At 43.7% G+C, this 18669-nt stretch carries 15 protein-coding genes and 1 pseudogene; 11 read left to right on the top strand and 5 right to left on the bottom strand.

The features are described 5' to 3' along the window. From BACCELL_RS26820 to BACCELL_RS07770, 8 genes and pseudogenes are all read left to right on the top strand, one after another. Positions 1-926, top strand: a pseudogene (locus tag BACCELL_RS26820) (discoidin domain-containing protein); the annotation flags it as partial. Next, entirely contained in the window at positions 917-1813 is an 897-nt protein-coding gene (lepB, locus tag BACCELL_RS07800; protein WP_007211137.1) for a signal peptidase I, read from the top strand. The pseudogene BACCELL_RS26820 and the gene lepB, both read left to right, overlap by 10 nt. After that, the gene (locus BACCELL_RS07795) at positions 1810-3408 is read left to right on the top strand and encodes an O-antigen ligase family protein (protein WP_007211136.1); all 1599 of its coding nucleotides are present in this window, start codon (positions 1810-1812) and stop codon (positions 3406-3408) included. Before lepB ends, BACCELL_RS07795 begins: the two co-directional genes overlap by 4 nt. Positions 3409-3430: 22 nt before the next feature. Beyond that, positions 3431-3892, top strand: a complete 462-nt coding sequence (locus tag BACCELL_RS07790) for a helix-turn-helix transcriptional regulator (RefSeq protein ID WP_226810642.1) — start codon at positions 3431-3433, stop codon at positions 3890-3892. Positions 3893-3983: 91 nt separating this feature from the next. After that, positions 3984-4370 (top strand): START-like domain-containing protein, encoded by a 387-nt coding sequence (locus BACCELL_RS07785; RefSeq protein WP_007211134.1) that lies wholly within the window; start codon positions 3984-3986, stop codon positions 4368-4370. Positions 4371-4446: 76 nt separating this feature from the next. After that, the gene (locus BACCELL_RS07780; protein ID WP_007211133.1) at positions 4447-6345 is read left to right on the top strand and encodes an LptF/LptG family permease; all 1899 of its coding nucleotides are present in this window, start codon (positions 4447-4449) and stop codon (positions 6343-6345) included. 26 nt (positions 6346-6371) lie between these two features. Beyond that, positions 6372-7586: a bifunctional 3,4-dihydroxy-2-butanone-4-phosphate synthase/GTP cyclohydrolase II gene (locus BACCELL_RS07775; protein ID WP_007211132.1), complete on the top strand. Its 1215-nt coding sequence runs from the start codon at positions 6372-6374 to the stop codon at positions 7584-7586. Positions 7587-7669: 83 nt separating this feature from the next. Continuing rightward, the gene (locus BACCELL_RS07770) at positions 7670-8863 is read left to right on the top strand and encodes a pyridoxal phosphate-dependent aminotransferase (RefSeq protein WP_007217245.1); all 1194 of its coding nucleotides are present in this window, start codon (positions 7670-7672) and stop codon (positions 8861-8863) included. 73 nt (positions 8864-8936) lie between these two features. On the opposite strand, the gene BACCELL_RS07765 is transcribed toward BACCELL_RS07770, so the two are convergent. Continuing rightward, on the bottom strand, positions 8937-9107 hold the full coding sequence (locus tag BACCELL_RS07765) for a DUF362 domain-containing protein (RefSeq protein ID WP_007211130.1): 171 nt from the start codon (positions 9105-9107) through the stop codon (positions 8937-8939). Positions 9108-9280: 173 nt separating this feature from the next. Here BACCELL_RS07765 and porT point away from each other — a divergent pair, with 173 nt between their 5' ends. Then, positions 9281-9982: a type IX secretion/gliding motility protein PorT/SprT gene (porT, locus tag BACCELL_RS07760; protein ID WP_025725828.1), complete on the top strand. Its 702-nt coding sequence runs from the start codon at positions 9281-9283 to the stop codon at positions 9980-9982. A 6-nt stretch (positions 9983-9988) separates the two neighbouring features. Here porT and BACCELL_RS07755 read toward each other — a convergent pair whose 3' ends face one another. The 3 genes from BACCELL_RS07755 to BACCELL_RS07745 all read right to left on the bottom strand — a co-directional run bounded on the left by BACCELL_RS07755 (position 9989) and on the right by BACCELL_RS07745 (position 15761). Further along, positions 9989-11938 carry an ATP-binding protein gene (locus BACCELL_RS07755; RefSeq protein WP_007211128.1) on the bottom strand — a complete coding sequence of 650 codons (1950 nt, stop codon included), beginning with the start codon at positions 11936-11938 and terminating at the stop codon, positions 9989-9991. Then, positions 11935-13812, bottom strand: a complete 1878-nt coding sequence (locus BACCELL_RS07750; protein ID WP_007211127.1) for a tetratricopeptide repeat-containing sensor histidine kinase — start codon at positions 13810-13812, stop codon at positions 11935-11937. Before BACCELL_RS07750 ends, BACCELL_RS07755 begins: the two co-directional genes overlap by 4 nt. Before the next feature lie 101 nt (positions 13813-13913). After that, the gene (locus BACCELL_RS07745) at positions 13914-15761 is read right to left on the bottom strand and encodes a DNA polymerase III subunit gamma/tau (protein WP_007211126.1); all 1848 of its coding nucleotides are present in this window, start codon (positions 15759-15761) and stop codon (positions 13914-13916) included. 147 nt (positions 15762-15908) lie between these two features. On the opposite strand from BACCELL_RS07745, the gene BACCELL_RS07740 reads away from it, so the two are divergent. Together BACCELL_RS07740 and BACCELL_RS07735 are read left to right on the top strand one after the other, a co-directional pair. Further along, complete coding sequence (locus BACCELL_RS07740) at positions 15909-16217, top strand: FtsB family cell division protein (protein WP_007211125.1); 309 nt, start codon at positions 15909-15911, stop codon at positions 16215-16217. Further along, complete coding sequence (locus BACCELL_RS07735; RefSeq protein WP_007211124.1) at positions 16214-16549, top strand: hypothetical protein; 336 nt, start codon at positions 16214-16216, stop codon at positions 16547-16549. The genes BACCELL_RS07740 and BACCELL_RS07735 overlap by 4 nt, the downstream gene beginning before the upstream one ends. Before the next feature lie 2 nt (positions 16550-16551). Here the strand turns inward: BACCELL_RS07735 and BACCELL_RS07730 are convergent, their stop codons facing one another. After that, on the bottom strand, positions 16552-18588 hold the full coding sequence (locus BACCELL_RS07730) for a patatin-like phospholipase family protein (RefSeq protein ID WP_007211123.1): 2037 nt from the start codon (positions 18586-18588) through the stop codon (positions 16552-16554). Between the last annotated feature and the right edge of the window lie 81 nt (positions 18589-18669).

Raw genomic sequence — 18669 nt, 5'->3', positions numbered from 1 at the left:
ATTCGGTGATGGATGTCTCGGCAGAGTATGGCTTGACGGACAGTGTTGTAATTCAGGTTAATAGTACGGCGGAATATGCGGAACTTTGTACTTTCAAAACCGGTGAAGACTGGAAGACTATCGTGAGAAGTAAAATCCGTAAGGGGAATTGTGTCTTCCGTAATCTTGGAGCTTCTATCGTTTACTTACCTGTTGTGGTGAAAAAGGATAAGACCGAAGTGCTGGATGCTCCTTTCATATTACGAAAAGGAGGAGCTGTGAAGAAACTTATTCCCTCGAAACAAAAGCGGACGATGCGGCTGAACCGCAAATACATACTGTTGACAAATTGGACAAACCGATGGTATGAATTGATTGGCGGGCGTTTTGAAGCGAGTAATGATAGTGATTTCCGTAATGCTGATCTGCTGCATACAATTTGCGATTTTCCGGTTTATTGTAATGAAGTAAAATTGCAAACCACGAAATCTTACCGCTATGTTCGCTACGTTTCTTCTAAAGTTTCTAAGAGCGCATTGGCGGAGCTTGCTTTCTTTTGTAATGAGAAAGAGATAAAAGGGAGAGCTATGGGGGAAGGCTTGAGTCCTCCTTCGCAAAAACGTGCTTTTGATCATGACTTAATGTCGATAGCTGATCCTCAACAAAAGGATTATTGGGTCGGTCTTGACTTGGAGCAACCATGTCGTTTGGATAAATTGGTATACTATCCGCGCAATGATGATAACTTTATTGTAATCGGTGAGGTGTACGAACTATTCTACTGTGATAAGGGCGACTGGCATTCATTGGGAATAATGACGGCTGAAAGTGGAGAGCTGGTTTATGAGAATGTTCCCGGCAATGCCTTGTATTTACTCAAAAACAGGACGAAAGGTAAAGAGGAACGCATCTTCACTTACGAAAATGACAGACAGGTATGGTGGTAGATGTAAAGAAGTTGATTGGCAAATGCTGTAACAGAATCGTAAATATTGCTTTTGGCGTCTGTATTGCCATTATCGTATTTTTAGCGTTACAGTTGTTTTTTGTAACCTCTTTTAAAATACCTTCTGATTCAATGGAGCCGACTCTTCTGGGTGGAGATTATATTCTGGTAGAAAAATGTTCAAAAGGGGCGAGGCTATTTAATGTGATTGCATCGTTGGAAGGGAAGAAAGTTGATATTTATCGTATGCCGGGTTGGAGAAAATTTAAGAGGAATGATGTGTTGGTATTTAATTATCCTTATTCCAAACGGCGGGATAGCATAGCTTTGGATGCGATGGTATATTATGTGAAGCGTTGTGTGGCACTGCCAGGAGATACATTGGAAATCAGGGATGCTCATTACCTCGTACGTAACTGTACGCAACCGCTGGGAAATGTAGAAGGGCAGGATTTCTTGCAAAGCGTGTTCGAATCGGGGAAAGTAAAGGAGTGGAGAATTGCTGTGAGAAGTTATCCTAAAAGTAAATTGCTTGATTGGAATATAGGAGAATTCGGCCCTTTCTATATCCCTGCCAAAGGAAGTATGATAAAAATGACGCCTTTGACTAAAGTGCTTTACAGAAATGTGATAGAGTGGGAACAGGACAAAAAGTTGATGGTACGTGAAGATACGGTTTTATTGGGCGACAGTATCATATATCAGTATCAGTTCCGTGAGAACTATTATTTTGTTTCGGGTGATAAAATAGAAAATTCACTGGATTCCCGTTACTGGGGATTGTTGCCGGAGCCTTTTATTGTGGGCAGGGCTTGGCGTATCTGGAAGTCGATAGACAGAAGTACGGATGCAGTGAGATGGGACAGAGCTTTTAAGAAAATAAAATGAGGTGTATACGAACAATATTGGCAGTCGGTTTGAAAGGGATGGCTTGTCTTATTTTGCTATCTCTAGTGTGTGTGGAGAATCCGGAACTTCCTTCCGGAGAGGTTATTGGGCAATGGCTTGCTTTTGATAAAAGGGTATTGGTGGCGGCAGGTTGCATACTGCTTGCTGTATGGGTGGATAAGAAAGGTGGGGAGTTTCCTGATATTGTGTCGTGGGCGTTAATCTTTTGGGGGAGTATGGAAGCTGTCCGGGGAATATGTCAACTCTATGGTTTTTCAGATTCCGGACATTCATTATATGCCATGACAGGATCTTTCTTTAACCCTGGTCCTTATTCGGGATATTTGGCGATGGTGCTTCCCGTTTGCTTACACCAATATTTAATTGGCGATGGGAAGATGGATCGTGTATTTGCAGGTGGGGCGGGTTTGCTTATACTTTGTGTCCTGCCGGCTGGAATGAGTCGCTCGGCTTGGTTGGCGGGAGGCGTTTCCTGCTTGTGGGTATATGCTTGTTATGCAGATTGGGGAATTAAACTGAAAAAAGCATGGCAGCAATACAGAAGGTTGGTTGTTGTATCGGCATTTGGGGGAGCGTGTGTGGGGGTACTGGCTGGTTGGCTAATGTTTGCACTGAAACCTGATTCTGCCCGTGGACGACTGTTTATGTGGAGAATTGCATGTCGGGCTGTGGCGGAGCAACCTTTGCTGGGGTATGGCATGGGAGGTTTTGCGGCTGCTTATGGCGATGCGCAAGAAGCTTATTTCGCGACAGGGGATTATGAATTATGGGAAGAACGTGTAGCAGGTAGCCCTGAATATGCCTTTAATGAGTATTTACAGACTGCGGTAGAGCTGGGGGGACCTTTGACGCTTTGCCTGTTGGCAGTTGTATTGTTCTGCCTGTATATAGGAATCAGGAACAAGCGTTTCGGTATCTGTGGCGCTGTATTCTCCTTAATGATCTTTTCATTTTCTTCCTATCCGCTGCAATTGCCAGTGTTTGTAGTGACGGCAGTATGTTTACTTTTAGCTTGCATTCTGAGAAATTACCGTTGGGAGTGGATGGGATTGGTGATATTGGCAGGGGGAATTGGAGCAACTCGTCTAAAGAATGATTTATGTATGGAGCAAGCATGCAGGAATTGGATGAATGCACGGATATTTTATAACGCTGCTGCGTATGGTTCGGTAGAAAAAGAATATCGATTACTTTATCCTTTACTCAAGAAACGCGCTGCATTTTTGTTTGAGTATGGTCATATCTTGCATAAACAACAGAAACCGGAAGAGTCTATCCGTATTCTGATGGAGGCTATGAAATATAGTAGTGATCCGATGATACTGAATATTATAGGCAAAAATCACCAACAAACGGGAGATTATCTGGCGGCGGAAAGATGGTTGATACGATCAACTTATCGTCTGCCGGGACGGATTTACCCCTATTATCTGCTGGCAAAGTTGTATGCTGAACCGGATTTTAGACAGCCGGATAAATTGGAAGAGATGAAACAGATTGTTCTTGCAAAAGCCCCGAAGATTTATTCAACAGCTATAGAAGAAATGCGTAGAGAGGTGAAGAAAATAAAGTAAAATGGCAATAATTATGAATAGCATGAACAAGCAAGTTCAGGAAAATACAATTCAGTCTCAGAACGAATGGAATGCATGTTTATTGTTTAGAAACAAACAGCTGACGAAAGAAGTAAAGGAACTTCGTTCTGTATCGGCGGCTATGGATTGTTCTGCTTCGCAACTACAGGCAATGTCTCAGTTGTTGAGGCTGCACACAACTCCGGCTTATGGTATTATAAGGAGTGAACGGGAATGGCAGAATCTCTTTGCCTTGCTTGATATGCTTTACGGGAGTGGCTTCTTGGCAGACTTGGGAGAGCGTCAGCTTACCGCTCAGGAATTAAAACTGTGCTATTTAGTGCGTGCCCACCTGAATAATAAAGCGATTGCACTACTTTTCAATGTTACTACTTCATCGGTAGTAAAAGCCAAGCAACGACTGAAACGGAAGTTGGCTTTGTTACCGTCAGATAGCTTCGATAACTATATACAGCACTATTGATAGCACTATACTGAATAAAAATGATGCTTTCTTTTCCGTAATTAGAAAAAAGTCTCTATCTTGCCGCCGCAATAAAAAGCAAATATGAACTATGGAAAGACAAAAGATTCATCGGGAATACCTCTTGAATGCAACTTCTAAAAGCATTCTTTGGTCCGCGATAAGTACCCCCACCGGTTTGGAGGGCTGGTTTGCAGACAGGGTACAGTCGGACGATAAGATTGTCACCTTCTTCTGGGGAAAGACGGAACATCGTGACGCAGAGATTATCGCTGTGCGGGCTTTCTCTTTTATTCGCTTCCGTTGGCTGGATGATGAATATGAGCGGGAATATTTTGAATTAAAGATGACAAACAATGAACTGACAAACGACTTCGTGCTAGAAGTTACAGATTTCGCTGTGGTGGATGAAGTGAAAGATTTGTGCGAGTTATGGGACTCTCAGGTAGATACTCTGCGGAGAACGTGCGGTTTTTAGTTAACTTTGATATAAAAATTTTCCACACTCCCTTTTTTATGCTAATTTTGTGTCTTCATTGCATGAAACGAGTAAAATGCTGCGCATAAAAAAGTTAGATATATTTATATTGAAGAGCTTCTGCACGCTCTTTATGGGCACTTTTTTCATTTGCCTTTTCATTTTCATGATGCAGTTCCTCTGGAAGTACGTTGATGAAATGGTGGGAAAAGGATTAGAAATGAGTGTCCTTGCACAATTTTTCTTTTATTCCGCCCTTACATTGGTGCCGGCTTCATTACCGTTGGCTATTCTGTTGGCGGCACTTATTACTTTTGGTAATTTTGGTGAACGTTTTGAGCTGCTGGCCATGAAGGCGGCAGGTATCTCACTACTTAAGATTATGCGCCCGTTGATTGTGTTTATCATTCTCATCTGTGGCGTTTCTTTTTATTTCCAAAATGTAATAGGACCGAAGGCACAGACTAAGCTCTGGACATTGCTAATTTCCATGAAGCAGAAATCTCCGGAATTGGATATACCGGAAGGAGTTTTCTATGACGAGATTGATGGCTATAACCTTTATGTAAAACATAAGAACCGTAAAACGGGTATGCTTTACGATGTGCTGATTTATAATTTTGAAAAAGGGTTTGAGAATGCGCAGATTATCAAGTCAGATTCCGGAAGACTGGAAATGACGGCTGATAAACAGCATTTGTATTTGCATCTTTATAGTGGTGAGCAGTTTGAAAATCTGAAATCACAGAATATGAATCAGAAGAATGTGCCTTATCGTCGGGAAGCATTTCGGGAGAAGCATGCTATTATTGAGTTCAATTCCGATTTTAATATGGTGGATGCCGGCATCATGAGCAATCAGTCTAACAGCAAGGATATGGCGATGCTGCAAGCGGGCATTGACTCCATGAGGGTGCAGAATGACAGTGTAGGACGTGTCTATTTCAAGGAAGCGATGAATGGCACTTACAAGATTTCTGCTGACTTGAAGAAAGCTGATACGCTGAAGATAGAGCAGGCACATTTGGGAGAATACAATGTGGACAGTCTTTTCAATGTGGCTACCTTGTCACAGAAGCAGAAGATCATTTCTACTGCCGTGAACCGTGCAGAGAGTGCAGGGAGCGATTGGAGTGTCAAGAGTTATAGTATGTCACAGACAGATACCAGCCTTCGTCGTCACATGACGTCCTGGCATGAGAAATTAACACTTTCGGTGGCATGCCTTATTTTCTTTTTTATCGGTGCTCCGTTGGGTGGAATTATCCGTAAAGGCGGTTTAGGTATGCCGGTTGTGGTATCCGTTCTTATTTTTATTATTTACTACATTATTAATAATACGGGCTATAAAATGGCACGTGATGGACAGTGGGTTGTCTGGATGGGTATGTGGACCAGTACAGCTATCTTGGCTCCATTGGGTGCATTCCTTACTTATAAGTCCAATAATGACTCCGTGGTATTGAATGCCGATGCCTATGTGAGTTGGTTTAAGAAGATCGTCGGTATACGCAGTGTGCGCCATCTATTCCGTAAAGAGGTGATTATACACGATCCTGATTATACTCATTTGCCTGCTGATTTGCAGGCACTGTCTGCTGATTGTCGTGCGTATGCTGAAAGGAAAGCGTTGAAGCGTGCTCCCAACTATTTCAAGTTGTGGATGGCAGACTCAATCGATGAAGAAATAGAAGATATAAATGAGCGTCTTGAGAAATTAGTAGAAGAGATGTCCAATACTAAATCTGTTCATTTGTTGAATGCATTGAATAATTATCCTATTATCCCGGTTCACGCTCACCTGCGTCCTTTCCGTAATTATTGGTTGAATATGGCCTGTGGATTGTTGGTGCCGATAGGATTGTTCTTCTACTTTCGCATCTGGGCATTCCGTATCCGGTTGAATAAGGATATGGAGCGGATTATCAAGACTAATGAAGACATTCAAAAGATAATAGAAACTAATCTGAAATAACCTAAATAAATAAAGGAGAATACAGAATGGAAAAAGTGAAATTAAATACAATAGAAGAGGCGATTGAAGACTTCAAGGCCGGTAACTTTGTGATTGTGGTGGATGATGAAGACCGTGAAAACGAGGGCGACTTGATTATCGCTGCGGAGAAAATAACTCCTGAGAAGGTAAACTTTATGCTGAAGCATGCACGTGGTGTGCTTTGTGCGCCGGTTACTGTGTCACGCTGTAAAGAATTAGATTTGCCTCATCAGGTCAGTGACAATACTTCCGTATTGGGCACCCCTTTTACGGTGACTATCGATAAACTGGAAGGTTGCACTACCGGCGTTTCTGCTGCCGACCGTGCCGCTACCATTCAGGCGCTTGCTGATCCGGCTTCTACTCCGGCAACCTTCGGACGTCCGGGACACATCAACCCCTTGTATGCTCAGGAAAAAGGTGTATTACGTCGTGCCGGGCATACAGAAGCTACGATTGATATGGCCCGTATGGCAGGTCTTTATCCTGCGGGTGCACTTATGGAAATCATGAATGAAGATGGATCAATGGCTCGTCTGCCTGAATTGCGTAAGATGGCTGACGAATTTAACCTGAAGTTGATTTCTATTCGTGACATGATTGCCTATCGTCTGAAACAAGAATCCATTGTGGAAGAAGGGGTAGAAGTAGATATGCCTACCGAACACGGACATTTCCGATTGATCCCTTTCCGTCAGAAATCTAACGGTCTGGAGCACGTGGCTCTGTTCAGAGGTACGTGGGAGCAAGATGAACCGATTCTGGTACGTGTGCATTCCTCTTGTGCCACAGGAGATATATTTGGCTCCAAGCGTTGCGACTGCGGCGAACAACTGCATAAGGCTATGGAAATGATTAATAAAGCCGGTAAAGGAGTAGTTGTTTATCTGAACCAGGAAGGGCGTGGTATTGGTTTGATGGAGAAGATGAAAGCGTATAAGTTGCAGGAAGACGGACTGGATACGGTGGATGCCAACATCTGTCTGGGACACCTAGCTGATGAGCGTGATTATGGTGTAGGTGCTCAGATTCTGCGTGAATTGGGCGTACACAAAATGAGATTGATGACAAATAATCCTGTGAAGCGTGTGGGGCTGGAGGCTTATGGATTGGAGATTACAGAGATTGTTCCTATTGAAACAACCCCGAATCAGTACAATGAACGTTACCTGCGTACAAAGAAGGAACGCATGGGACATACATTACATTTTAATAAGTAATTTGCTGTTTTGTTTTCTAATATCAAAGAAAATAGCTTAATTTGCAGCCAAATTTATGCAACAACCATAAAATAGATAGAAAAATGAATCAATTATCAGATCGTTTGAACAGTTTGTCGCCCTCGGCGACGCTGGCTATGTCGCAAAAGAGCGCCGAGTTGAAGGCACAAGGCGTTGACGTAATTAACCTGAGTGTGGGAGAGCCTGACTTTAATACTCCTGACCACATCAAAGAGGCTGCGAAAAAAGCGATAGACGACAACTTCTCTCGCTATTCTCCTGTTCCGGGATATCCGGCTTTGCGTAATGCAATCGTGGAGAAACTGAAAAAGGAAAACGGTCTGGAATATACAGCCGCACAAATTTCATGTGCCAATGGTGCTAAACAATCAGTTTGTAATGCAGTATTGGTGTTAGTGAACCCAGGTGATGAAGTGATTGTGCCTGCTCCTTACTGGGTAAGTTATCCGGAAATGGTGAAGTTGGCTGAGGGTACTCCGGTGATTGTTACCGCAGGTATCGAACAGGATTTCAAGATTACTCCTGCACAGTTGGAAGCAGCTATCACTCCGAAGACTAAAGCATTGATTCTTTGCTCACCTTCTAATCCGACTGGTTCAGTTTACTCTCAGGAGGAATTGAAAGGTTTGGCTGACGTGTTGGCAAAACACCCGCAAGTTATTGTTATTGCTGACGAAATTTACGAGCATATCAATTATATTGGTAAGCACCAGAGCATTGCTCAGTTCCCCGAAATGAAAGATCGTACGGTAATCGTAAATGGTGTATCTAAAGCATATGCCATGACTGGGTGGCGTATTGGCTTCATTGCCGGGCCGGAATGGCTTGTAAAAGCTTGTAATAAGCTGCAAGGTCAATATACTTCAGGCCCTTGTTCTGTATCTCAAAAGGCTGCTGAAGCTGCTTACACTGGAACACAGGCTCCTGTTGAAGAAATGCGTAAGGCTTTCGAACGTCGTCGCGATTTAATTGTGAAGTTGGCAAAAGAAGTTCCGGGATTTGAAGTAAACGTGCCGCAGGGTGCTTTCTACCTGTTCCCGAAATGTGATTCTTTCTTTGGAAAATCTGCCGGTGACCGTAAGATTGAAGATTCGGATGATTTGGCAATGTACTTGTTGGAAGTAGCTCATGTAGCTTGTGTGGGTGGTGCTTCATTCGGTGCGCCTGAATGTATCCGTATGAGTTATGCGACCAGCGATGAGAATATTGTGGAGGCTATCCGTCGTATTAAGGAAGCATTGGCTGAACTGAAATAAATGATAGTATATAAAAATGAGAAAGCCCGGTTTCATAATTGAAACCGGGCTTTTCTTTTTTTGAGTGTTGTTATTATTCTGCCGGGTGAATTGCTTCAGACGGACAAACATCAGCACAAGTACCACAATCTGTGCAAGTTTCAGGGTCGATAGCGTAGATATCACCTTCTGAGATAGCTCCTACCGGACATTCGTCAATACAAGTACCACAAGCAACACAACTGTCATTAATTACGTAAGCCATTTTCTTTAGATTTTAAATTATTAGTACTAATTAGTTCGGCAAAAATAATGGTTTTCTTGATTAGTTGTTATCAAACCTGTTTAAATTCCCTTAATTTGTACCTTGTCTAAATAATAGTGGGGAGAAAACTGAAGGAAAATGCAATAAAATGTCACTTTCAGCGTTTTAAGGATGTGAAGCGCATTTGTCTGATAATCCTTACTTTACTCCTTGCTTTTGGTGCTTCGGCACAGAAGCGGAAGGTGCAGAACCGTCCGTATATCGATCAACGGAGGTGGCACTATGGTTTTTTGGCAGGTATCCATGTGCAGGACTATAAATTGGTGAATACCGGATATGTGACGGAAGATGGTCAGAGCTGGTTTGCCGATGTGCCTGAATATTCTCCCGGATTTACGGTCGGAGTATTGGGCGAACTTTATTTGAATCAGTTTCTTTCCTTGCGTCTCGTCCCGACATTACATTTCGGGGATAAGAAAGTAGTATTCCGCGAGCAAGCCAGTGGTGAAGAACATTCGCAGTCGATGAAATCCGCCTATCTTTCTGTACCGGTAGATTTGAAGTTTTCTGCTGAACGTTTTAATAATTACCGTCCTTATCTGGTGGCAGGTATTGCTCCTACGTATGATTTCAGTGTGAAGAAGCAGGGGGCCTTATTGGTAAAGCCTTTCGATTGTTATGTAGAAGTAGGGTTGGGGTGTGATTTTTATCTGCCTTATTTCAAGTTAATCCCGGAACTGAAGTTCTGTTTCGGACTGGCAAATCTTATTAAGAAAGACCGTAAAGATCTTACGGATCAATCATTATTGAAGTTCACGCAGTCAGTCGACAAAATTACTTCCCGAATGATTGTACTCACTTTTTATTTTGAATAAGATTCATCACAGAGTAGCAATACTAAAAGTGATGGGATAGCCATCCTCGGCACTTTCACTTACCATAAAGCTACCACCAAAATGTTCAAATAACAATTGATTGATTTTTAGCCGTATGGAAACTTGCTGGGAGGCGAATGCAGGATCAACTAACGGGCTGTTTATGATACGGAATATCAGTAACTGATTTTCTTCGTCTTTGCTCAGTTGCATCTTCACTTCACGATCGGTATCGTTGGGTACAGGATAAATCAGCATACTCAATACAGCTTGGTTGAAGCGGTTGGCGTCCATTCTAAGCATCTGGTGTTCCACATCACTTTCCAGTTCGGCATGTATATGTCCGTTACTGTCTCTCCGGGCCATATATATAAGGTCGTTGCATATTTCCCGTATTTCGCAATCCTGTATCTGGAATTTCATCATTTTAGCTTCCAGGCGTGAGAGGTCGAGTACGTCGTTCACCAGTTGAATCAAATCAGTAGAATTTGCCTGAATAATTTCAGAATACTCCAGCTTTTCTTTATCATCCAATCCCATATCAGTAGAGAGCAACTGTGAAAAACCTACCACATTATTCAGTGGAATACGGATATTGTAACTCATGTTTGCAAGGAAGCGGCTCTTTACTTCATTCGCTTCCTCAGCTATTTCACTCAGACGGGCCACTTCTTTCTCGTCTTTCTGCAATCTTTTTCTGCTGAAGTACATGTGGATAACGAAAGCGATCAGTGCCAGCAGGGCAATCCCAATAACGATCAATACAAAATAATGTATCTTTTCTTGTTGCTGTTCTCGTTTCAGCACCAGTTTATCCATATTGTACAAGCTCTGTATTTGCTCCATTTGCGCGTTCGACAACCCTCGGTATAGAGAGTCCTTATCACGCATTACTTTCCTGTAGATGTTGATAGCAACCTCCGGATGCCCCATATCCACTAGAATATCTGCTTTCATAGCCATATATAGTATGGCATCCGGGAAAGACATCTGAAGTGTTAGGGTAATGGCATTATCCAATGACTCCAAGGCTTTTTCGTATTCTTTTCGGGCACGATAATATTCTGCATAAGCTTGCAGACGGGATACTCTGTACGGCAGGAAGGTGTTAGGGGTATCATATTCATCTGCTTTTTGTAGGTGTTCCCAGGCTTTCTTGGGGTTTCCCGTGCGGACATAGTAAAGGGCGTATTGAGTTTCCATTCCCATATATAGGGCTGAGTATGCATTCTTGAGTGCCGGTGTGGCGGTTATTAAGTCTTGTATCGCTACTTTCATCTGTTCCAGCGAAGCATACATTTTTTCATTATTATGCAGGAATGAATAAGCCAGCACAGCCTTCGACAACAGATTTATTTTATCCATAGGTCTGTCTTGCGGACTCATTAGATGGAATGCTTCTTCCAAGGCCTTTGCTCCATCTTCGTAACGTAGTGTGGCAATGTAGCTGGTCATGAGGCATAGACAGGCTTCCCGCATACCATTGCTGTCATTCAGTTTTTTAGCTTTATCATACATGATGTTCGCTTCATGGATGGCAAGTTCTATCTGTTGGTTGATTGTATACATTTCAATCTGTAACTTCTTGGCTTTGAAGTAATCATTGTAATAATTATGCTTCTCTGCCAGAACTTCCATTCTGTTCATCCACTGCGTTACGCGTTTCAGATCCAGTTTATTGAAAAAGTAGATGATATGCTCATAGGTGGCAAGACTCTGATAACGGAGGTTGTTTTGCTCCGTAGCCTCTTTCAGCAATTTATTCTCATAATAGAGGAATACCGGTGTCTGCTGGTCCAGGCGGGCGATGTCATGCAGTACATCCAGGCGCATAGAGTCGTGCGGCGCAGTGACGTAAATGCGCAATAGGCTGTCTTTAACGGCGCTATTTTGGGCATTGGCGGTGAATAAAATTCCAGTGCCTAATGCCAGTGCTATAATCAGACGCTTTATCATGCGCGACCCTCCTTTTTTTGTGTGCCTTTTGTCTGGCGTATGGGGTGTGTAAATAAGAAACGGGAACCTTCGTCATAGTCCGGATCAATCCATATCCTGCCTCCTATATGCTCTATAATTAGCTGGCAGATAGACAATCCGAGTCCGCTTCCTTGTGCGTTCTCATCCAACTTTTCGAAACGTTGAAATATATGAGCTTGTTTTTCTTTCGGGATACCACAACCGGTGTCTGTAACGGAGAATAGAGCCATGTCATCCGATTCTTTTTCCAGTTTCAGTGTGATGGCACCTTCTGCTGTGAACTTAGTTGCATTTATCAGCAGGTTTATCAATACTTGCTGTAACCGAGAATCATCTGTTTCTATTTTCAATTCTTCCAGTGAGGTTACAAACAGCAGTTCCGCCTGTGTTTGTTTTACTTTGCCCACTGTGTCAGTAACATTTCTACAGGTAGCTACTGCATCATGTTCTCCAATGGAGAACTGCATCTTACCGAATTCCAGGCTCGACAGGTCAATCACATCATTTATTAGCTTCAATAGAAGTTCAGAGTTCTGTTGAATAATCTCAGTACATTGTAGTCGGGTGGCGTCATCCAACCCTTCTTCGGTCAGCAGTGCAGAAAAACCGGATAAAGCATTGAGGGGAGTACGTATCTCATGGCTCATATTCGACAAGAATACACTTTTTGCGCGCGTTGCACTCTCTGCGTTCCACCGGGACTGTTCCAGATTTTTCTTGGATAGTGCCACTTTCTTTTTCTGTTTTCTTTGCCATACAGCTAACATGGAGATGAAAGCCAATAATCCAAGTCCGATGAAGATGGATGCAAGTACAATTCTGTTTTTCTGTGCTTTATTCCCCAGTTCCAGTTCATCTATCTGATAGGTTGCTTTCAATGCATTTATCTGGCGGATGTAACTTTTCGAAGCGAGGGTGTCAGTAACGGTATATAACTCCTTATATATTCGGCAAGCCTCATCAAAGCGCCCCAGTAATTTATACAAATATATCTTTTCGGCAGAAATCGAGCGATACTCCAGGGAACGTTTGTTGCCGGAAACCAGTTCGAGCAGTTTATTGTAAAGGGCAAGTGCTTCGTCTGCTTTTTGCTTGTCATGATCATCTGCTGCCAATGCACGGTAGCAGGCTGCTGTATAATAGTCGATGGAGAACCCATGAGCCGGTTCGTGAGTATGGTTTTGGTATATGGAATCTGCCTTTTGCAGATACCGGAGCGCAGTTTGCTGATCTCCCGAGGAAATATAGTAAGTAGCATTTTCTATGAGTATGGGAATGGTGAGCGGATGTTCGGGCTGCTGTTCCAGAAGTTGGTTCAGGGGATTTACATACGTCATGGCCTCTTCCAATCGGTTCATCTGTTGCAAAAGAGTGGAGATTTTCACCAGGAGTCGATAAGTTTGCGGATTATTCGGGGATAAGTGGTGCAAGGCATCCAGATAGGAACTTAACGCCTTGTCCTGTATGTAAGAGGCAGTATATGCCTGACCGATGGCTTGATTGGCAAGGGCAATACCGAAGTTGGAGTTCATATCTTTGGCACTTTCGTACATATACCGTGCCCGGTCTACTGCCAGACTGAGGTCGCCTCGCATGATATATGCACTAACTTGCCATAACAGTAAGGTGAAATAGGATTCTTCTGTCCGGGGAAATTTCAGAGTAGGTGCCAGTTGATTTGTCCAGGAGATAATGCTGTCTATCGGTGTGTTGGCATCGTAAGGAATTTCTCTGCTGATAAGTGATTGCAATGCAGACAAGTGTTCATTGTCTGTACGAGTAGCGTATGTTCTCGTCGCAAAGGAAAAGAGCAAAATAGTAGCCACTGCCGATATAATAGCAATCTTTCTCAAAGTAGAAGATATTTTATTTAGATTATTCGCAAATGTAGTGATAAAACTAAAAAAACAAAATTATTTGCTGAATAAATAATGCAATCTTTTACTTATAATTATCAATATAGTTCCAAACCAAACTCATCTTTCAGTTGTAGCAGTGCATTGTTCTTTTGGGCCATCAGTTGAAATTTCTCTACACGACTGTAAGCACGTACCTTTTCGGTGGGGGCACTGACACGGACGGTCATGGTGGCTTTACTGTTTTTTAGGCGTTTACGTAAGTAACCTTGCAAGGTAGGAATCAGATCGGTAAACTCCTTGGCTGCAATGTCATTTTCTACAACAACTTCGAAAGTGGTCGCATCCAGCATGGTCAGGCGGATTACTTGCATACGTTTGGCAAGAGCAGTCTGCTCCTGTGGTAAGCGGCCGGCATATTCCTGCCAATAGTAGTTCACGTCCTTTTCGTTGAAGATGAAATCTTCCTCGGGTTGTGCATTTTGCTGAACGGTGGAAACAGTACGTTTCTGTTGCTCTTCGTCTACTCGCGGATGCTTAATGGAAACACCCAGACCGGACATTTTCATGACTGGTATTTTCTTTTCCTCTTTTCCTTGTGCCATCAATACGGCAGTAGGAGTGGGACGCATGGTCGTCTGCGAGCTAAAAGCTTGCTGAACTTCCGGCGAGAGAGAGGCAGCCTGGGCTGCGGGGGCTTGTTGTACAGGTCGGGGCTGTGCCGGAGCAGCGGTTGTAGCCTGCTGTTGGGGCATAGCATTTGCGGCCTTTGGCTGCTGAGCGGCGGCAGGCTGCGAGAATATGGGTTTGATAGATTGTTTAGGGCCACGCCCATCGCCTGCATCGTCCCCCTCGGCGGTAAGCTGGGCTACCTGAATCAGAGTCAGTTCCACCAGCAAGCGCTTATTTTTGCTGGCACGGTAATTCTGATCACAATCGTTGCAGAGCTTCATAGCCCGGTAAAGGAAGGGCAACGGACACTTCTGTGCCTGAGACTGGTAACGTTCGCGAATACTGGCACCTACTTCGAGTAATGCCAATGTGGCGGGGTCTTTGCTTACCAACAGGTCGCGGAAGTGAGAAGACAGTCCTGTTACAAAATGACTGGCATCGAATCCTTTATTCAGCACATCATTCAGGAGCAGCAAAGCATCGCTGACCTGGTTTGCCAGAAAATGATCTGTCAGTCGGAAATAATATTCGTAGTCCAGTACATTCAAGTTCTCGATTACGCTCTTATAGCTGATGTGTCCGCCGGTAAAGCTGACCACTTGGTCGAAGATAGACAAAGCATCACGCATACCACCGTCAGCTTTCAGGGCAATCACATTCAGTGCTTCCGGTTCGGCGGTAATTCCTTCCTTTGAAGCTACGTATGCCAGATGGGCAACGGTGTCCTCCACACCGATACGGTTGAAATCATAGATTTGGCAGCGGGAAAGGATGGTTGGCAAAATCTTATGCTTCTCCGTAGTAGCCAGAATGAAGATGGCGTGGCGTGGCGGTTCTTCCAGTGTTTTCAGGAAAGCATTGAAAGCCGAGGCAGACAACATGTGTACCTCATCGATGATATATACCTTATATTTACCTATCTGGGGCGGAATGCGTACCTGCTCTACCAGCTGGCGGATATCGTCTACGGAGTTGTTGGACGCGGCATCCAGTTCATGAATATTGTATGAACGCTGTTCGTTAAATGCCGTACATGATTCGCATTGGTTACACGCTTCTCCATCAGCCGTGGGAGTCATACAATTGATGGTTTTGGCGAAAATACGGGCGCAAGTGGTTTTTCCCACGCCGCGCGGACCGCAGAACAGGTAAGCATGTGCCAGTTTGCCGGTGGCAATGGCATTCTTCAGCGTAGTGGTCAGGGCACGTTGTCCCACTACCGATTCAAAGGTGGTAGGGCGGTATTTTCGTGCCGATACGATATAGTTTTCCATGATTTGGGATATTCTTGTCCGTTACAATTTGTGCAAATGTACACAAAAAAAAGGAATTTCTCAGTTATTCCTCTTATCTTTGTAGGCGAAGAATCTCTCCCGGGCTTCTTTAATTATTAATTTTTTCATTCTTTAATTTGTTTATCAATGGATAAATTAGCGACACTTTGGGCCTTTGTTTGCAGGCGTAAATACCTGATTACGCTTGTGGTGTTTGTGGTTATTGTCGGTTTTCTGGACGAGAACAGCATTGTGCGCCGCATGGGCTATGCGAATGAAATCAGCCGTTTGAATAATGAGATAGAGAAATACCGGGCAGAATATGAAGAGAACACAGAGCGGTTGAACGAACTAGCTGTGGACTCCGGTGCCATCGAACGCATAGCGCGTGAGAAGTACCTGATGAAGAAACCGAATGAGGATATTTACGTATTTGAAGAAGACATCGAAAAATGAAATCCCTGATACCTGCTTTGTTTACTGTAGGCGCTTTGATGGTGCTGTTTGGTGCTGCCGTCTATATTACCGGTTGGGAGCCTGCTCCCTATGTTTATACGATTGGTGCCACTATGGTAGCGTTGGCACAGATCAATTCACCTTCCAAGAGCAATAGAGCCAATGTGAAGCGCCTTCGTCGCCAACAAATATTTGGTGCGTTGCTGCTGGTACTTACGGGTGCATTCATGTTCTTTACTCATGGAAACGAATGGATTGTATGTCTGACGGTTGCTGCCATACTGGAGTTGTACACGGCTATCCGTATTCCACAGGAAGAGGCGAAAGAATAACGCTAAAACGTAAATCCTACCCCGATATAGTATCCTAACTTCTTTGACTGATTGGAATAGTTGAGTTCCGCCTCGATAGGTCCTATGATACTATTGTAGCAGTACCCTATACTGCCGCCCGCCAATCCGTGTGTATTTGTTCCGCCAAACAGATTTTCTATCTTGTTGGCTGTCCGTCCATAACTGCCCCGAACTACGATATACTGATTCTTGTAAGTTCTTGCCCTGACTCCCAACATTCCTGCCAAGATGGCATCCGGACTTATTTCGATGTGATTGATACCTGTGAAAGGGATCTGTTGTTCCATATACCGTCCCGGCACATTACCGCCCACGAAGTTAGATATGGCTAATGACTGCGTATTCTTCCCAACTATCCTTCCATACACCGATGGCATGATGGTGAATACCCGGTTTGGTGAGAAATATCCGCTCCAATGAGTTTGGAATACGGACACGGGACTGTTCGAACCATAGGTTACCATGTTATCTGTATAGAGCCTGTACGCTGCTTCCCATTCCATTCCTTGAGTAGAGAATCGCTGATTATTCAGACTATTGTACATGATACTCGCCTGATAACTGAGCAAAGCCTTGTCACTGGATCTTGTAATGGAAACGTCCGGTCCCGAGGGCCAGTCATGGTAATTGAATTTCTCGAAGTGGATTCCCGCCTTGACAAGCATTTTATACCAGCTCTTCGTGAATCCGACCCAAGCCATGTGATGCACGTAGGTCAGATTCATCAGTCGCTTACCTTCTTCGTAAAGATTAAAATCATTGTATCCTATCTGATATCCTGTATTTATATCCCAGCTTTTTTGTGGTGAGTAAGTATATTCAAGCCTTCCAAAGGTCCGCTTTCCTAACCGGGTAGTGAGGCTTAACTGCGATTTCTTCTGTGCTCCGAAATAACCCCTCGCATTCAATAACAATACTGCCAGTTCTTCATTATCAAACCGTCCTCCAATATTTATAGTATTGACTGGTTTTTCATGGGGAGTGATTTGTGCTACGGAAGGTATCGTATCCAGCATAGCCCGTGTTGGTATTTTGAACGGTCCGGGATATTCCGCCCGGTAATTCGTACGGATACCTATTTCTTTTTTCAGTGCAATCAGCTTGTCCCAGTCTTTCATGGCGGCTTCTTTACCTCTGCGCATCAGGGTATCCAGTGCCTCGTGGTTGAAACTTGCCGCTGAATAACCGTCTACATCTACCTGAATATGGATGTTGCTGTCCTTCACATTTTTCCTGTAACTCTCTTCTCCCACCAGATTCAGAATTTGCCCGAGTACATTCGACATGCTTGTCAGCTCATCCGCTTTCATCAATGGATTTTGTACATCGACTCCGATAATAATTTCCGCTCCCATTTGCCGGGCAATGTCTACGGGATAATTATCCGTCAGTCCGCCGTCCACCAATACCATGCCATTGAGATAAACAGGGGCGAATACTCCCGGAATGGACATACTGGCGCGCATGGCAGTTGCCAGAATACCGTTGTGGAAAACGACTTTGCTGCCATTCACGATGTTATCCGATACACAGGCGAATGGAATAGGCATTCGGTTGAAAGAAATGGAGTCGTGATATCCAACTGTCAGTTCGGAGAGTAGCCGGGAGATATTTCTTCCTTTTATAATTCCGGCATCGGATACATGTGCCGATTTCCCTGCAATTGGTACAGACAGCAGGTATTGTTCTTCTCTTAGCTTCTCGCTCAACAGTGTAGTTTCCGGATCAAGAGCATCGGAAAGCAGATATTTCCAGTCCTGTGCATTGACAATGCTGTCCAGTTGTTGCGGGGTGTAACCAATGGAGTATAGGCCGCCCACGATGGCGCCCATACTAGTGCCCACTACGTAGTCTATCGGAATACCGGCTTCCTCTATCACTTTCAGTGCTCCAATGTGCGCTACTCCTTTAGCGCCGCCGCCACTCAATACTATTCCCACTTTCTTACGGTTCTGTGCTCCGAGCGTACAGGCAGAAAACAATACTATAATTAATAAAGACAAGGATTTATATTTCATAATCGGGAGATTGTTACTAATCGTTCAGAGTAAGTAACAAATAAAGTGGGCAAATGGATTCAATAAAAGCAGTTTTACTTC

This window comes from Bacteroides cellulosilyticus DSM 14838 (assembly GCF_000158035.1).
Taxonomy (GTDB): domain Bacteria; phylum Bacteroidota; class Bacteroidia; order Bacteroidales; family Bacteroidaceae; genus Bacteroides; species Bacteroides cellulosilyticus.
The sequence above is the reverse complement of the archived record's forward strand: the minus strand, read 5'-3'. Positions and strand labels throughout refer to the sequence as shown.

Excerpts from the sequence above, each read along its gene's own strand:
- lepB (WP_007211137.1), top strand. The coding sequence starts at position 917 with ATGGTGGTAGATGTAAAGAAGTTGATTGGCAAATGCTGTAACAGAATC.
- BACCELL_RS07795 (WP_007211136.1), top strand. The coding sequence starts at position 1,810 with ATGAGGTGTATACGAACAATATTGGCAGTCGGTTTGAAAGGGATGGCT.
- BACCELL_RS07790 (WP_226810642.1), top strand. The coding sequence starts at position 3,431 with ATGAACAAGCAAGTTCAGGAAAATACAATTCAGTCTCAGAACGAATGG.
- BACCELL_RS07785 (WP_007211134.1), top strand. The coding sequence starts at position 3,984 with ATGGAAAGACAAAAGATTCATCGGGAATACCTCTTGAATGCAACTTCT.
- BACCELL_RS07780 (WP_007211133.1), top strand. The coding sequence starts at position 4,447 with ATGCTGCGCATAAAAAAGTTAGATATATTTATATTGAAGAGCTTCTGC.
- BACCELL_RS07775 (WP_007211132.1), top strand. The coding sequence starts at position 6,372 with ATGGAAAAAGTGAAATTAAATACAATAGAAGAGGCGATTGAAGACTTC.
- BACCELL_RS07770 (WP_007217245.1), top strand. The coding sequence starts at position 7,670 with ATGAATCAATTATCAGATCGTTTGAACAGTTTGTCGCCCTCGGCGACG.
- BACCELL_RS07765 (WP_007211130.1), bottom strand. The coding sequence starts at position 9,107 with ATGGCTTACGTAATTAATGACAGTTGTGTTGCTTGTGGTACTTGTATT.
- BACCELL_RS07755 (WP_007211128.1), bottom strand. The coding sequence starts at position 11,938 with ATGATAAAGCGTCTGATTATAGCACTGGCATTAGGCACTGGAATTTTA.
- BACCELL_RS07745 (WP_007211126.1), bottom strand. The coding sequence starts at position 15,761 with ATGGAAAACTATATCGTATCGGCACGAAAATACCGCCCTACCACCTTT.
- BACCELL_RS07740 (WP_007211125.1), top strand. The coding sequence starts at position 15,909 with ATGGATAAATTAGCGACACTTTGGGCCTTTGTTTGCAGGCGTAAATAC.
- BACCELL_RS07735 (WP_007211124.1), top strand. The coding sequence starts at position 16,214 with ATGAAATCCCTGATACCTGCTTTGTTTACTGTAGGCGCTTTGATGGTG.
- BACCELL_RS07730 (WP_007211123.1), bottom strand. The coding sequence starts at position 18,588 with ATGAAATATAAATCCTTGTCTTTATTAATTATAGTATTGTTTTCTGCC.